Below are 14,284 nucleotides of genomic sequence, written 5' to 3' on the forward strand. Positions count from 1 at the left end.
CGGGCTCTCCTGATTCGCACTCATGGCCCTTAATGGTGCCTCCTCGGCGGCCGCCGCGCACCATCCGCCCGCGGTGCGGTCCCGCCCATCCGCCCGGGGGCGCGTTCGCTACCCTGGGACGCCGTCGCACGCGCGGGCCGGCGGATGCAGCAGAGGGAGCGGATGTCAGTCCACGAACGTCTCAGCGTGCCCGTCGGCGCGGCGGCGGCGACCTGGTCGACCCGGCCCGGCACCCGCCGCGTGCTGGTGGTCGCGCACACGGTCACGGCGCTGACCCGGCTGCTCGACGTCCTCCCCCTGCTGGAATCGGACTTCCGGGTGCAGGTGGTCGCCACCCGCGCCCGCACCTCGAACTTCCGCGAAGGCGTCACCGAATTCCTTTCCGACACCGGGCTCGCGGTCATCCCGTGGGACCAGGCGGTCGAGGAGGAGTTCGACCTCGCGATCACCGCCAGCCTCGGCGACGACCTCCAGGACATCAAAGCGCCGATAGTGGTCCTTCCCCACGGAATCGGCTACAATAAGCTGGAAAAGGGAAAAGGGAAAAGGGAAAAGGGAAAAGGGAAAAGGGAAAAGGGTTCGACGTTCGGCATTTCGGCCGAGACCCTCATCCGGCACGGCGCGCTCATCCCCGCCGCCCTGGTCCTCTCCCACCCCGAGCAGCTCGACCGCTTGCGATCCGGCTGCCCCGAGGCCGTTCCGCGGGCGGTGGTCGCGGGCGACCCCGCGTTCGACCGGATCCTGGCCGGGCTCCCGTGGCGCGCACGGTACCGCCGGGCACTCGGCACCGGTACCCGCAGGCTGATCCTGCTCTCCTCCACCTGGGGCCCGTCGTCCCTCCTCGGCAGCCGCCCGGATCTGATCGGCGACCTTCTGCGCGCACTCCCCGTCGACGAGTACCAGGTGGTCCTCGCCGCCCACCCCAACCTCTGGCACGGGCACGGCGACTGGCAGGTCCGCGCCTGGCTCGCCGGGTACGAGCGCGCCGGCCTGCGGGTGCTGCCGCCGCGCGCGGGATGGCAGGCCGCGCTGATCGCGGCCGACCACGTCATCGGCGACCACGGGTCGGTGACCGCCTACGGCGCCGCCCTGGGCACGCACACCATGCTCGGCGCCTTTCCTCACGGCGAACTCGACCCCGGCTCCCCCATCGCGGCGTTCGGCCGGGCCGCGCGGCTGCTCGAGGACGACAAACCGCTTCTCGACCAGATCACCGACGACGCGGCCGTGCACAGCGACGACCGGTTCGCCGCGGCGACCCGGCTGCTCACCTGCAATCACGGTGCGGCGGGCACGGCGCTCCGCACCGTGTTCTACCGGTTCCTGGGGGTGGCCGAGCCCGTTCGGCCCCCGCGGACCGTGCCGCCGGAGGTCCCCCACGCGCCCCGGCGCGCATGGCCCGACGCCGCCGGCCGGCCGCCCCTGCTCGTGACGGCGGAGCACAAGGACGGTGACGTGGCGGTCCGGCGCTTCCCCGCCGAGATGTTCGACGGGACGGCCCCGCGGCCCGAACGGCCGCACCTGGTGGCGGCGGACGACGAACCCGACCCCCGCTGGCGCGAGAGCGCCGACATCCTCCTCATCGCAGAGCCCGGAACCGGCGCCGGACCCACCGGCCCGGCGCGCATCGCCGAACTGCTGCGGGCGCACCCCGCCGCCCGGTTCGCTGCGCTGCGCGCGGACCGCGGTGCCGTCGTCGGCGACCGCGGCGGCCGACTGGTCCGGCTCGCACCCGAGGCCGGCGCCGACCCGTTGGACCCCGACCTGCTGCCCTCCGCGTACTGGCGGGTCCGCGCGGAGGGGACGGTGGACGACCGGGGGTCGGCGTTCACCGTCCGGACCGGCTCCCAACGGGCCCGGGTCCGCGTCGAGCCGATGGGCCGCTGATCACCCGAGGTCCCATTCGCGCAGGAGGCCCGCCACCCGCTCGGCCTCGCCCGCGTGTCCGATCACCGTGTAGATCGCGGCGGCCCGCGACAGGTCGGCCCGCGCGCCCTCCTCGTTGTCGGGCCGGACCGCGCACCCGCGTTCGACCAGCGCGTCGGCCGCGCGCTTGCCGTCCCTCGCGGCCTCGTGCAGTTCCACGGCGGTGGTCAGGAATCCGAGCGCCGTTCCGCGCTCGCCCTTCGCGGTGTACAGCGTTCCGAGCGTGGTGCTGATCCTGGCGATGTTGTAATCGTCGGAGATCTCCTCCGCGACTCTGAGCGCCGACCGCGTGTTCGCCTCGGCCGCGTCGAGGAGCCCGAGGTCCAGTTGGACGCGGCCCACCTGGTGGCGGGCGTTCATCTCCGCTCGCGGATCGGGCGGGGACAGCCGCTCGGCAATGCGCAGCGACTCCGTGTGCAGGTCCAGCGCGACCCGCAGTCCTCCGTCGGTCTCGTAGAGCTTGCCGAGCGCCTCCAGGGCGGTGTGCAGGGGCAGGCCCTGCCCCGACGCGCGCGCCGCATCGACCGCCGCCTCCGTGTGCTCGTAGGCGCGGTTCCGGTTGCTCCGGACCTCGGCACCCGGTGTGCCGGGCTCGGCGGCGGACGGCTCCTCGTCGATCCGGTCCGCGTAGGGGCGCGCGAGCTGGATCAGCATCCGCGACAGCATGGTCCGCGCGGGCCCGCCCATGGCGCGCGCCGAACGCACACCGAACCCGTGCGTGTGGATCCAGTCGGGGTAGCAGGAGAGCCGCAGGTAGAACGCCCACAGCGCCTCGCACAGGTCGCACACCAGCGCGTGCTCGCCCGCGTCGAACGCGGCCTCGACGACCTGGGCGATCGCCGCCCGCTCCAGCTCCATCCGGTCCAGCGCACCGGCCTGGTCGGCGAACACCGCGTCGGGTACCGCCGACGGGCGCCCGATCAGGTACCGGCCGGGGAGCAGGACGGCGCTGACGCCCCGTGCCAGCCCCAGGTAGTGGCCGCCGATACGGCGGAGGACGGCGCCGCCTTCGGCGGGGTCCGACCGCCGGGACGACCGGAGCGCGTGGGCGCGGACCGGGCCGGGCAACTCGTACCTGTCGTGCCCGCCGACCTTGGCCAGGGTCACCAGACCCGCCAGCCGAAGGGCCTCGATCTCCGTTCGCGGTTCCGGCGCGCCGTCGAACACCGCTGCGACCAGCTCCGGCCCGAAGCCTCCCGGCGGGTGCCAGGCCAGAGCGCGCAGCAGCGCCGCCCGGGAGTCGGGCAGCGCCTCGTACGATGCGGCGATGGCGCCGTTCATGGGGGCCTCCTCTGCCGGAGCGTCGCCCGCCGTGTCGCCGCCGCGCGCGCAGCGGCCGGCGGTCAATGAGATGGACAGCGGGTACCGGTCGCCGCGGGCCACCGCCGCCTGCGCGGCCTCTTCGGTCAGCTCCTCGGCGCCCGACATCCGGGCAAGGCTGAGGTTGAGCAGCCGGGCGGCGCCCGCCGCCGACAGCGGTCCAGCGCCGACCTCGCACGGCGGGGAGACGGCCGCCATGTGGGGATCGGCCCGGTCGACGTCGTCGATCTGCTGGTTCGCGGTCAGCACCACGACGCTTCCGGGAGCCGCGGGGAACAGCGGCTGGGCCGCCCCGATGGTCGCGGCGTTGTCGATGAGCAGCGCCATGGCACCCAGGTCGCGGCTTGCCCGGCGGTAGCGCAGCGACCGCAGCACCGGGTCGACGGGCACCGTGCTCGGCGGCACCCCGAAGTCGCTCAGGAGGTCCCAGCTCAGCCGTTCGGCGGTGCCCTGCCGCAGGTCGACCGTTCGCACACCGCCGGTGAACCGGTCCGGCTCATGGTGCCGGACCTCGTGCAGGAACATCTCGGCCAGCACCGTGGAACCGGCGCCGAGCGGCCCGGTGATCGTGATCAGGGTGACGGCCGAGCGCCCGTCCCACACCGCGCGCCACATCCGCGCGATCTGTTCGTCGCGCTGCACCAGGACGGCACCGGGCCGCAGCCGCAGCTCTCGGGACCCGCCGCCGACGTAGGTGACCGGTGCGTAGTGCACGGACACGTCGCGGGCGTCGCGGAACTGCATCGCCACCCCGTGGTTGTCGCCCATTGCGCTGGTGGTGTCCGATCCTCGGGCCGGTGGGTACCGCTCCGGCATGACATTCCCCGCCTCGCCATCGGTGTGCGCCGCCTTTGGCGTCCGACCCTACGAGGAGGGGCGCGCACTCCGATGATCTTGTCCGGATCCGGACGGTCCCGGGCCGCGCCGCCCCGCCGTGCCCCGCGCGTCACGCTGCGGCGGGGCCGCCGCGTGGCGGCGCGCCCGTGCGCGTTGCCGGCACCCTGTGCCGCGCCGATGCGCAATGATCGCGGCATGCTCCATGTACTGCTGCTGCGCTACACGCGGACACCCGACGACGCCGCCCCGCACGTCCCCGATCACGTGGAATACCTGGAGACCCACCACGACGACGGGACCTTCGTCCTGTCCGGCCAGACGGCCCCCGACGGGACCGGCGGGGTCATCCTGGCCCGCGGGTCGCGGGCGGCGGTCGAGCGGATCGCCGCCGCCGACCCGTTCATCGTGGCGGGGGTGGGGTCCTACGAGATCATCAGCGCCGAGCCCGGCCGGGGCGCCCGGGAGGTACTCGACCTGTTCGGCCCCTGACCCCTCTGCCGCGGGGGCTTCAGCGCCAGGCGTGGCGGATGCGCAACCGGCCGAATCCCATGGCCCCGGAGATCCGGATCCTCGGCCCGCTGGACCGGGCCTTCCGCGGGGGCTGGTAGCGCACGTCCTTCCACTCGGTGTGCAGACCCTCGACGTCGACGACCGCGTCGCGGGGCACCGTGATCCGCGCTCCGCCGGTTCCGAGGTTCAGCTCGATGTCGACCGTCGGATGCTCGATGATCGCCCGGGACAGGTCCAGGTGCACCCGCCCGAATGCCGACTCGACCTTGAGGGTCCGGGGGACCCGCCATTCGCCCCGCCGCAGGATCCGTCCGGTGGCGGCGCCGATGGTCGACGCGGTGCCCGGGCGCTCCGCCGGGAGCGCGGCCAGAGCCGACGCGAACTCGCCGGAGGTCTTCGCGGCGAGCAGCTGGTCGAGGCGCTGCTCCATCTCCTCGTGCGAGATGCGCTCATCGGCGTACGCCTCTTGCAGGCGCCGCACGGCCGCTTCGCGGTCGTCTTCGGTGAGGGCCGGCAGCGGGTCTTCCCGCGGAGAGGTCACCGTCGTACCTTAGCGCCGCGCCGAGGACCGGAAAGTCCCCATATTCGGGGCGCGCGAGGACCGGCGCACGATGTCCGGCCGCTCATGGCGCCGACCGCGCGGACCCGGGGTCCGCGCGGTCGGCGCCGGACGCGGGTGCCGCTAGGCGCGGGTGCGGACGGCCGCCACGATCTCGGCGACGGCGTCGTCGATGGCGACACCGTTGTTCTGCTCGCCGCTGCGGTAGCGGAACGACACCGCGTCCTTGCTGACGTCGTCGTCGCCGGCCAGCAGCATGAACGGGACCTTCTGCTTCTGGGCGTTGCGGATCTTCTTCTGCATCCGGTCGTCGCCGGAGTCGACCTCCACCCGGATGCCCTCGGCGCGCAGCCGGTCGGCGACCCGCTCCAGGTACGCCACGTGATCGTCGCTGATGGGGATGCCGGTGACCTGCACGGGGGCGAGCCACGCCGGGAACGCGCCCTCGTAGTGCTCCAGCAGCACCGCGAAGAACCGCTCGATCGACCCGAAAAGCGCGCGGTGGATCATCACCGGGCGCTGCCTGCTGCCGTCGGCGGCCTGGTACTCCAGGCCGAACCGCTTGGGCTGCTGGAAGTCGACCTGGATCGTGGACATCTGCCAGGTGCGGCCGATGGCGTCCTTCGCCTGCACCGAGATCTTCGGGCCGTAGTACGCGGCGCCGCCGGGGTCCATGACGAGGTCGAGGTCCTGCTTCTCCGCCGCCTGGCGCAGCCGGTCGGTGGCCTCGGCCCACTCCTCGGGCTCGCCGATGAACTTGTCGGAGTCGCCGCGGGTCGACAGCTCCAGGTAGAAGTCGTCGAGCCCGTAGTCGCGCAGCAGGTTCAGCACGAAGGTGAGCAGGGCGTCGAGTTCGTCCGGCATCTGCTCGTCGGTGCAGTAGATGTGCGCGTCGTCCTGGGTGAACCCGCGGGCGCGGGTCAGCCCGTGCACCACGCCGGACTTCTCGTACCGGTACACCGTGCCGAACTCGAAGAGGCGCAGCGGCAGTTCGCGGTAGGACCGGCCGCGCCCCTTGAAGATCAGGTTGTGCATCGGGCAGTTCATGGCCTTGAGGAAGTACTCGGCGCCTTCGAGCTCGATGGGCGGGAACATCGACTCGGCGTAGTTCGGCAGGTGGCCCGACGTCTCGAACAGGGCGCGCTTGGAGATGTGCGGCGTGTTGACGAACTCGTACCCCGCCTCCTCGTGGCGGTGCCGCGAGTACCCCTCCATGGCCTTGCGCACCACCCCGCCCTTGGGGTGGAACACCGCCATGCCCGACCCCAGTTCGTCGGGGAAGGAGAACAGGTCGAGCTCCGCGCCGAGCTTGCGGTGGTCGCGCTTCGCGGCCTCTTCCAGCATGGTCAGGTAGGACTTGAGGGCGTCCTTGGACTCCCAGGCCGTGCCGTAGATGCGCTGCAACTGCGGGTTCTTCTCGCTGCCCCGCCAGTAGGCCGCCGCCGAGCGCATGAGCTTGAACGCCGGGACGACCTTGGTGGTGGGCAGGTGCGGGCCGCGGCACAGGTCCTTCCAGCACAGCTCGCCGGTGCGCGGGTGCAGGTTGTCGTAGATGGTGAGCCCGCCCTCGCCCACCTCGACGCTGGACCCGTCGTCGTCGCTGGACCCGCCCTTGAGGCCGATCAGTTCGAGCTTGTACGGCTCCGCGGCGAGCTCCGCGCGGGCCTCGGAGTCGTCGATCGGGCGCCGCGCGAAGCGCTGGCCCTGTTTGACGATCTCCTGCATGCGCTTCTCGACGCGCTTGAGGTCTTCGGGTGTGAAGGGCTCGGCGACGTCGAAGTCGTAGTAGAAGCCGTTCTCGATGGGCGGCCCGATGCCCAGCTTGGCCTCGGGGAACAGCTCCTGCACGGCCTGCGCCATGATGTGCGCCGCGGAGTGGCGCAGGATCGACCGGCCCGTCTCGGAGGCGATCTGGACGGGCGCGACGTCGTCGCCTTCGGCGACCTCGGCCGCGAGGTCGCGCGGCTCCCCGTTGACGTAGGCGGCGATCACCGTGCGTCCGTCGGCCTCCAGCGCCTCGCCTGCCGTAGTCCCGGCCGCCACCACACGCTCGACTCCGGCGAGGGTGATACGCAGCTCAGGCACAGCGGACACAGTTTCTCCCTGGTGGACGTCGCAGAGGATCCGCGAGATTGTCGATGGGTCGGCCGTTGGGACGGCGCGCGGCCCCCGCCGTCGCGGTGCGCTCAGCGGAGGCGATCCCCTGATGCTATCGGCTGGCGGAAAGCCCGACGGCCCTGTTGCGGCCGTTCGCCGGTACCCGGCCCCGCGCCGGAGCGGGGCGCCCGCGCAGGGCGGCGGCCCCGGGACACGCCCGGCCGACGCCGGCGGGAACGCCGGGGTGCGCCGGAGGCGGCAGTGGGTAGGGGTCTGCTACCGGGCGCCGCAACGGCGCCGCGGGTTGCCGGGCGCCGGCCTGCGGTGGGAGTCTGCGGCACTCCCCGCGGCGGGCGCCGCGTCTTCATCCGATTCCTACATGGGGAACGGCTACCCTCCCCGTGATGGGTCCGAAACCAGTCCTTGATGCCGCCGATATTGTGAGCCCCATGGCACCGAGCCCTCGAGCCGACTCCGATCCGCAGGTCCCGACGCCGACCGGCCGCCGGCAGATGTGGCGTCGCCGTTGGCTGCGCACGCGCGCCCACCTGAGGATCTGGCGCAAGCGGATGCACTCGCACCCTGTCCTGCACTGGACCTGGCGCAGTGTGATCATCGTCGTCGGCGGGTTCATCCTGCTCGCCGGTATCGTCATGTGCGTGACGCCGGGCCCCGGTGCGCTCGGGATCCTGCTCGGCCTGGCGATCCTCGCCACGGAGTTCTCCTGGGCGCACAACCTGCTGCACCGGGCGCGGGTCTGGGAGCGCAAGGCCCGCGAGAAGGCGATCGCCACGCAGCGCCGCCGCCGCGCCCGCAAGGCCGCATTCCGGACGGACCGGCCGCATCAGGGCTCTTAAAGCTCGCACCAAACCGGTGTGTTCACCGGCCCAAAAGCAGGGATGGGCCGCGGCAGCCGCCGCTGTGGCGCCTTCGGCGGCGGACCGGAATGGAAAACAGGTGAGGCCGACTCCCCGTTTGGGAGTCGGCCTCTCGGTACTGTGGGCGATACTGGACTCGAACCAGTGACCTCATCGGTGTGAACGATGCGCTCTAGCCAACTGAGCTAATCGCCCGCCCACGCCCCGCTTACGCCGGGCGAACAAAGAAAACTGTAGCGCATCCGCGCCGCGAATCGTGCAGGGTTTCCCGATGGACCCGGGGCGACGTGACCGACGTCTCCCTGCCGGTTTCACACCCTGCGACCGGGGCCGAACCGGTGCCGAACACCCTCGCATCCTGGCAGTCCAAACCTTTACCTGGTCTGGACCGCCCAGGTGCGGCGTGCCCGGGTGATGCGCCACACAGATCATGCGGAAATTCCTGGTTTACGCAGCTCATTAGAGTTACGGAGGGTAGGAAGACGCGGCGGCGACCCCGCCCCTTCCCCCACGCCCGAGTAAAAGACACCGGTTGCGCGTCATAGTCATGAACCGGCCGCGTTGGAGCGGGTGACACTGCAACCGACCCGCCAGAGAGCGGGGCCGGAGGAGAAAAGGTTTGGCGAACATGAACAGTAGCGGTACCACTGCAACCGCCGAGCTGGGACTACGGCTGGTCGTGCCCGACCGCACCGCGGTCCCCCTCGTCGCCCGGCTCGACTACAGCGCAGGCGACCCCTACGCCATCAAGGTGTCCTTCCACGTCGGCGAGGACGAGCCCGTCGAGTGGATCTTCGCGCGCGAACTGCTGACCGTCGGAATCGTGCGCCCCGCCGGCGACGGCGACGTCCGCGTGTGGCCCGCCAAGGGCGGCGACGAGCGCACCGTGAACATCACCCTGTCGTCGCCGTTCGGGCACGCGCAGTTCGACGCGCCGGTCTCGCCGCTCGCGGAGTTCCTGCACCGCACCTACGAGATCGCGCCCGCCGGGCAGGAGGCCGACTACGTCGACCTCGACGCGGAGATCGAACAGCACCTCTGCTCCTGAACCCGGGCCGGGCGGCACACCGCCCAGGCACGGACGAAAAAAAGTCACCCGGTGTCGCACCGGATGACCATCGGCCCCTGCGCTCGATCAGCGGAATCGAGCGCGCAGGCCCGATTTTCGGCATACCCGCCCCTCGCGAGGCGAAACGTCCTCTCCTGCGGCGGTCTGCCCGAAACGCCGAACACCTCCCGTCCCGCGGCGGTTCGCGCCCGGGCGGCAGTGGTCCGGCGCCGCCCTCACGGGTCGAGGTCGGCGGCGCTGCGCTCGGCGAACACCTCCACCGCCTTCTGCGAGACGGGACCGGGGACCGTGCCGAGGACCCGCCCGTCGATGGCGCGGATCGGCTGAACGTCCCGGCCGGTGGAGGTCAGGAACGCCTCGGTCGCCTCGCCCAGCGCCGACATCGGCACCTCGGCCTCCTCACCGCCGAACCATTCGAGGACCAGTTCGCGGGTGATGCCCGCAAGGGGCCCCGCTGACAGCGGCGGGGTGACCAGCCGCCCGCCGAGCACGACGAAGATGTTGCTCCCGGTGCCCTCGCAGAGGTTCCCCGCTGTGTTGGCGAAGAGCGCCTCGCTGCCGCCCCGCTCCTTCGCGTAGTTCAGCGCGAGGACGTTGTCGGCGTAGGAGGTCGTCTTCAGGCCCGTGAGCGGCCCGTTCTCGTTGCGGGTCCACGGCACCACCACGACGTCGGTGCTCGCGGGGACGGCCGAGAAGGCGCCCACGGCGATCACGCACGTCGCCTCTCCCCCGCTGCGGTCGGAGCCCAGCGGCCCTGGTCCCGCCGTGACGGTGATGCGCACCCGGCCGGGATCGGTTCCCGGGTTCGCTTCGAGCGCCAGCCGCACACCTTCGGCGAGGAGGTCCGTGTCGGGGGCCGGCAGCCCGAGGCCCTCGGCGGACCTGGTGATCCGGCGCAGGTGCCGGGTGAGGGCGAACGGGCGGCCGCCGACGGCCTTGACCGTCTCGAACACGCCGTCGCCCACGGTGATCCCGTGGTCGAGTGCCGGGATCCGCGCTTCGTCGGCGTCGAGCACCGCGCCTTGGCCATAACCGGCCCCGGCGATCCACACCCGCATATGAGTCCATCCCCTCGTCGTCCTCATTCGGCCAGATCCGATCCTGCCAGCACCGCCGCGCGATACGGCACACGCCCCCGATCGGCCTCGACGGATCCCCCATGTGCAGTTCAGATCGGGCATCGCGTGGGTACGGTAGCGAACCACCCACCCCGGCACCATTTCCCCCGAACAACCGGCGACCGACCGAATTGGCCGCAAAACTCCGCAGCGATGTCACGTTTGGCTATCATCTGGACAACGCTTATCGGTTCCCCCTCGAACCGCTGCACCCTCACCCCTCACACGACCGGCCCGGCCCCCACGGCGATCACGCACACGACACAGATCTAAGAGAGCCATGACCTCACGGAGTACCGCCCCCGGCGAACTGAGCTGGTTGCTCGACGACCTCCTCACCCGAGCCACCGGAACCCGCCACGCCATCGTCCTGTCCACCGATGGCCTGCTCATGGCGGCATCCAGCCAGATGGACCGCTCGGCGGCCGAGCACCTCGCCGCCATCGCATCCGGCCTGCACAGCCTCGCCGGCGGCGCGAGCAAGCAGTTCGCCGCCGGCGGCATCAGGCAGAGCATCATCGAGATGGACGACGCGTTCCTGTTCGTCGCCGCGGCCGGCGAAGGTGCCTGCATGGCGCTGCTCGCCGACTCCGAGTGCGACGTCGGCCTGGTCGCCTACGAAATGAACAAGGTCATCCAGCGGGTCGGCCAGTACCTCTCCGCGCCGCCCCGCCCCGACATGCCGTCCACCCCCGCCCGCATCGAGCGCTGACCCGTCGAACCGCCCCGGCACCGCACTCGCACGGTCCCGGGTCCTCGGCGAAACCGTTCGCTCCAACTGCGGGGATCCGCTAAAGTTCAGAGTGCTGCGAGGGAATCGCCCCGGTCATCACCGGGACGCCCTTCCCTCCCGTGCGGACGTGGCTCAGCTGGTAGAGCATCACCTTGCCAAGGTGAGGGTCGCGGGTTCGAATCCCGTCGTCCGCTCGCGATCATCGACGACCATCGGTGTGCACTATGGGGTCAGCCCCCATGCAATGCGGACGTGGCTCAGCTGGTAGAGCATCACCTTGCCAAGGTGAGGGTCGCGGGTTCGAATCCCGTCGTCCGCTCGGAGGCGGTCGTTCGGGTATCTCCCCACCAGGCTCGGACAGCCGAACGCGGCGGAGTGGCCGAGTGGCTCAGGCAAGGGACTGCAAATCCCTCTACACGGGTTCAATTCCCGTCTCCGCTTCCGAGCACGTACTCGGGCGATTAGCTCAGGGGGAGAGCGCTACCTTGACACGGTAGAGGTCACTGGTTCGAAACCAGTATCGCCCACCGAAGTGAACAGCAGGTCGGAACGGGCCTCCCCGAGACCTCTCCGCCGGGCCCGGCCCGCCGCGAGAGGTGCCGGGGAGGCCCTTTTTCGTTCCCCGGGGTCTTTCCGGGGGCTCAGGTCTGCTCCGCGAGGATCCGGCGCAGGGTGGCGGCGAAGGCGTCCGGCTCGCCCTTCATGCCGAACTCGCCGCCGCCGAAGCCGCCGTGGTGGCTGGGGAAGGTGACCGCCGCCGTGCCTAGCCGCCCGGCGACACCCGCGCCCGAACGACCCGTCAGCTCCTCGGCGGACTCGGTTCCGACACCGAGGACGATCCGGGTCGGTGCCGCCCGCAACGCGTCGAAGTCGGGCTGGAAGTGGATGCACGAGAGCATGTTCTGCCCGATCATCGGGTCGTCGCGGGAACCGTCGTCCTCGGCCGGCAACCCGAACTCGGCGGGATCGGGGGCGGGCCGGTGGGCGAAGTCGGCGGGGATCGGCCCCTTCGCGCCGGTGAGCGCGATGAACTTGGCCATCGCCGGGCCCAGGCCGCGCCGCTGGTAGGTCCGGTGGATGTCCATGGACGCGGCCAGCACCGCCCCGCAGTCCGGCAGCACCTGGGCGAGCGGCGGCTCGTGCGCCACGAGCGTGCGCACCAACTCCGGGTGGCGGGCCACCAGGGCGAACGCGTTGACCGCGCCGCCGCTGCTGGCGAAGATGTCGACCGGTCCGCCGCCGAGGGCGGCGATCAACCGGTGCAGGTCGTCGGCGTGCTCGTCGGGTGTCGACTCGACCACGCCGTCGGAACGCTCGCTGCGGCCGGTACCGCGGGGGTCGTAGGTCACGACCGTGCGATCGGGGAAATACCCGGCGAGGGTGGTGAACCCGGCGGCGTCCATCGGGGATGCGATCATCAGCAGGGCGGGCGCCGCATCGGATCCGGTGCCGCGGACGTCGTAGCGCAGCACTGCGCCCGGGACCTCAAGGCTGCGGGTGGTCGGCTCGGCCATGGGGAGCCCCCTTCCGGGAGTGGTGTCGTGTGCCGATACCGACCGGCGGGACCGGCAGGACTCATCGGCGCGGCGCGGGGCGCGCGGACCCGCGCGGGCGGTGCCGCCGCGGGCACCGCCCCGCCCCGTCCGCTTCGGCCGTCGACGCGGACCCGCGGGAGTGCGGCCTCAGGCCGGGTGCCGCTCCGCTGCGGTCGGCCGCGGCGGAGCGGCACCGGTCATGGGGCGTGCCGAGCGGTCACCGAGCCGACAGTGCGATCGCCCGGGCCGGGCAGAGGCGCGCCGCCGTACGGACGCCGCCGTGCAGCCGGGGGTCGGGGCCGTCGTCGAGGAGGGTGACGACGCCGTCGGTCTCGCGCTGGTCGAACACCGCGGGGGCGCTCATGACGCACTGCCCCGATCCGGCGCACGCGTCCTGGTCGACGCGGACCCTCATCGGCCCCCTCCGTCCGTGCGCTCCCAGGTGACGGGGAGTTCCCTGACCCCGTAGAAGACCGCGTTGTGCTTGAAGACCAGGTCGGCCAGTGGCACGGCGGCCGCCAGCGTGGGAATGCGCCGGAAGAGGGTGCCGAAGACCGCCTGGAGCTCCACGCGCGCCAGTGACTGGCCGAGGCACTGGTGCGCGCCGAAGCCGAACGAGACGTGGTGGCGCGCCGCGCGGTGGACGTCGAGCGTGTCGGGGTCGGGGAACGCCGCCGGATCCCGGTTCGCGGTGCTCTTGACCGCGATGATCCCGTCGCCCTTGCCGATGTGCCGGCCGCCGACCACCAGGTCCGCGCGTGCGACGCGGCGGGCCTCGGTGTGGGTGACGGACAGGTACCGCAGGAGCTCCTCGACGGCGCCGGCGACCACCGCGGGGTCGGCGCCGCCGCGGAGCACGTCCAGCTGCTCCGGGTGCGCCAGCAGCGCCGCCGTGCCCAGGGCGATCATGTTCGCGGTGGTGTCGTGCCCGGCGACCAGCAGCAGTTGGCCCGCCGTGGCTATCTCGCGGCGGGTCATCGCGCCGGTGCGGTACTGCTCGACGGCCATCCTGCTGAGGACGTCGTCGCCCGGCTCGGCGTCCTTCGCGGCGACGAGGTCGCCGAGGTAGGCGTTCAGCTCCTCGCTGGCCGCCATGGCCCGCGCGGGGTCGCCGCCGTCCATGACGAGTTCGCCAGCCACCCGCTGGAAGAAGGAGCGGTCGGCGTAGGGCACGCCGAGCACCTCGCAGATCACCAGTGAGGGGACCGGCAGGGCCAGCGCCGCCACCAGGTCGACCGGGTCCGGCCCGTCGATCATGGCGTCGATGTGGTCGTCCACGATCCGCTGGATCCTGGGCCGCAGCGCCTCGGCGCTCTTGACCGTGAAGTCCGCTGCCATCCGCCGCCGGTGGGTGATGTGCTCCGGCGCGTCCATCTGCATCAGCGTCGTCATCCGGGTGTCGCGCGCCTTGCTGACCGCGTTGGTGTGCGGAAAGCCGGGCCAGGAGACCTCGGCGCTGACGCGCGGGTCGGTGAGCACGGTGCGGACGTCGGCGTGCCGGGTGACCAGCCACGCGGTGCTCCCGTCCCAGAGCCGTACCCGCGACACCGGTTCGCCGTCGTTCAGCAGGCGCAGTCCCGGCGGCGGGTCGAACGGGCACGCGGCGGCACGGGGCATCGGGAACGCGGGCGGCTCCGCCAGGGCGTCGGGCATGGCATCTCCTTGCGTTGACCAGGGGTTATGTGCGGGTGCGGCCCCCGAG

The 14,284-nt window shown here is 72.0% G+C and carries 12 protein-coding genes and 5 tRNA genes; 9 read left to right on the forward strand and 8 right to left on the reverse strand.

Annotated elements, in window-relative coordinates; genetic code table 11:
• Window positions 1–162: 162 nt before the first annotated feature.
• Complete coding sequence (locus CLV63_RS11780; RefSeq protein ID WP_106583025.1) at window positions 163–1,887, forward strand: hypothetical protein; 1,725 nt, start codon at window positions 163–165, stop codon at window positions 1,885–1,887.
• Here the strand turns inward: CLV63_RS11780 and CLV63_RS11785 are convergent, their stop codons facing one another.
• The gene (locus tag CLV63_RS11785) at window positions 1,888–4,014 is read right to left on the reverse strand and encodes a tetratricopeptide repeat protein (protein WP_106583026.1); all 2,127 of its coding nucleotides are present in this window, start codon (window positions 4,012–4,014) and stop codon (window positions 1,888–1,890) included.
• A 264-nt stretch (window positions 4,015–4,278) separates the two neighbouring features.
• Here CLV63_RS11785 and CLV63_RS11790 point away from each other — a divergent pair, with 264 nt between their 5' ends.
• Complete coding sequence (locus CLV63_RS11790) at window positions 4,279–4,572, forward strand: YciI family protein (protein ID WP_106583027.1); 294 nt, start codon at window positions 4,279–4,281, stop codon at window positions 4,570–4,572.
• 19 nt (window positions 4,573–4,591) lie between these two features.
• Here the strand turns inward: CLV63_RS11790 and CLV63_RS11795 are convergent, their stop codons facing one another.
• Both CLV63_RS11795 and thrS read right to left on the reverse strand, forming a co-directional pair.
• Window positions 4,592–5,134 (reverse strand): DUF1707 SHOCT-like domain-containing protein, encoded by a 543-nt coding sequence (locus CLV63_RS11795; RefSeq protein ID WP_106583028.1) that lies wholly within the window; start codon window positions 5,132–5,134, stop codon window positions 4,592–4,594.
• Between the two features lie 141 nt (window positions 5,135–5,275).
• Window positions 5,276–7,246 (reverse strand): threonine--tRNA ligase, encoded by a 1,971-nt coding sequence (thrS, locus tag CLV63_RS11800; protein WP_106583029.1) that lies wholly within the window; start codon window positions 7,244–7,246, stop codon window positions 5,276–5,278.
• A 572-nt stretch (window positions 7,247–7,818) separates the two neighbouring features.
• On the opposite strand from thrS, the gene CLV63_RS11805 reads away from it, so the two are divergent.
• Entirely contained in the window at window positions 7,819–8,106 is a 288-nt protein-coding gene (locus tag CLV63_RS11805; protein WP_106583030.1) for a PGPGW domain-containing protein, read from the forward strand.
• 142 nt (window positions 8,107–8,248) lie between these two features.
• On the opposite strand, the gene CLV63_RS11810 is transcribed toward CLV63_RS11805, so the two are convergent.
• Window positions 8,249–8,322 (reverse strand) — tRNA-Val (locus CLV63_RS11810).
• Between the two features lie 433 nt (window positions 8,323–8,755).
• Here CLV63_RS11810 and CLV63_RS11815 point away from each other — a divergent pair.
• Window positions 8,756–9,175, forward strand: coding sequence for an SsgA family sporulation/cell division regulator (locus tag CLV63_RS11815; protein ID WP_106583169.1), 420 nt, complete (start codon window positions 8,756–8,758; stop codon window positions 9,173–9,175).
• Between the two features lie 236 nt (window positions 9,176–9,411).
• Here CLV63_RS11815 and CLV63_RS11820 read toward each other — a convergent pair whose 3' ends face one another.
• Entirely contained in the window at window positions 9,412–10,254 is an 843-nt protein-coding gene (locus tag CLV63_RS11820; RefSeq protein ID WP_106583031.1) for an aminotransferase class IV, read from the reverse strand.
• Window positions 10,255–10,594: 340 nt separating this feature from the next.
• Here CLV63_RS11820 and CLV63_RS11825 point away from each other — a divergent pair, with 340 nt between their 5' ends.
• From CLV63_RS11825 to CLV63_RS11845, 5 genes are all read left to right on the forward strand, one after another.
• The gene (locus tag CLV63_RS11825) at window positions 10,595–11,026 is read left to right on the forward strand and encodes a roadblock/LC7 domain-containing protein (RefSeq protein WP_106583032.1); all 432 of its coding nucleotides are present in this window, start codon (window positions 10,595–10,597) and stop codon (window positions 11,024–11,026) included.
• A 142-nt stretch (window positions 11,027–11,168) separates the two neighbouring features.
• Window positions 11,169–11,241: transfer RNA gene (locus CLV63_RS11830), tRNA-Gly, on the forward strand.
• Window positions 11,242–11,293: 52 nt separating this feature from the next.
• Window positions 11,294–11,366, forward strand: a tRNA-Gly gene (locus CLV63_RS11835).
• Window positions 11,367–11,416: 50 nt separating this feature from the next.
• A tRNA-Cys gene (locus CLV63_RS11840) sits at window positions 11,417–11,488 on the forward strand.
• 14 nt (window positions 11,489–11,502) lie between these two features.
• Window positions 11,503–11,574 (forward strand) — tRNA-Val (locus CLV63_RS11845).
• Window positions 11,575–11,688: 114 nt separating this feature from the next.
• Here CLV63_RS11845 and CLV63_RS11850 read toward each other — a convergent pair.
• The 3 genes from CLV63_RS11850 to CLV63_RS11860 all read right to left on the reverse strand — a co-directional run bounded on the left by CLV63_RS11850 (window position 11,689) and on the right by CLV63_RS11860 (window position 14,235).
• Window positions 11,689–12,561, reverse strand: coding sequence for an alpha/beta fold hydrolase (locus tag CLV63_RS11850; protein ID WP_106583033.1), 873 nt, complete (start codon window positions 12,559–12,561; stop codon window positions 11,689–11,691).
• Window positions 12,562–12,799: 238 nt separating this feature from the next.
• A complete protein-coding gene (locus tag CLV63_RS11855) occupies window positions 12,800–12,997 on the reverse strand; it encodes a ferredoxin (protein ID WP_106583034.1) in 198 nt (65 codons plus the stop codon).
• Window positions 12,994–14,235: a cytochrome P450 gene (locus CLV63_RS11860; RefSeq protein ID WP_106583035.1), complete on the reverse strand. Its 1,242-nt coding sequence runs from the start codon at window positions 14,233–14,235 to the stop codon at window positions 12,994–12,996. The genes CLV63_RS11855 and CLV63_RS11860 overlap by 4 nt, the downstream gene beginning before the upstream one ends.
• Window positions 14,236–14,284 lie beyond the last annotated feature (49 nt).

This window comes from Murinocardiopsis flavida (assembly GCF_003014485.1).
Classification (GTDB): domain Bacteria; phylum Actinomycetota; class Actinomycetes; order Streptosporangiales; family Streptosporangiaceae; genus Murinocardiopsis; species Murinocardiopsis flavida.

Coding starts and splice junctions, on each gene's coding strand:
- CLV63_RS11780 (WP_106583025.1), top strand. CDS start 163: ATGTCAGTCCACGAACGTCTCAGCGTGCCCGTCGGCGCGGCGGCGGCG.
- CLV63_RS11785 (WP_106583026.1), bottom strand. CDS start 4,014: ATGGGCGACAACCACGGGGTGGCGATGCAGTTCCGCGACGCCCGCGAC.
- CLV63_RS11790 (WP_106583027.1), top strand. CDS start 4,279: ATGCTCCATGTACTGCTGCTGCGCTACACGCGGACACCCGACGACGCC.
- CLV63_RS11805 (WP_106583030.1), top strand. CDS start 7,819: ATGCACTCGCACCCTGTCCTGCACTGGACCTGGCGCAGTGTGATCATC.
- CLV63_RS11815 (WP_106583169.1), top strand. CDS start 8,756: ATGAACAGTAGCGGTACCACTGCAACCGCCGAGCTGGGACTACGGCTG.
- CLV63_RS11820 (WP_106583031.1), bottom strand. CDS start 10,254: ATGCGGGTGTGGATCGCCGGGGCCGGTTATGGCCAAGGCGCGGTGCTC.
- CLV63_RS11825 (WP_106583032.1), top strand. CDS start 10,595: ATGACCTCACGGAGTACCGCCCCCGGCGAACTGAGCTGGTTGCTCGAC.
- CLV63_RS11850 (WP_106583033.1), bottom strand. CDS start 12,561: ATGGCCGAGCCGACCACCCGCAGCCTTGAGGTCCCGGGCGCAGTGCTG.
- CLV63_RS11855 (WP_106583034.1), bottom strand. CDS start 12,997: ATGAGGGTCCGCGTCGACCAGGACGCGTGCGCCGGATCGGGGCAGTGC.
- CLV63_RS11860 (WP_106583035.1), bottom strand. CDS start 14,235: ATGCCCGACGCCCTGGCGGAGCCGCCCGCGTTCCCGATGCCCCGTGCC.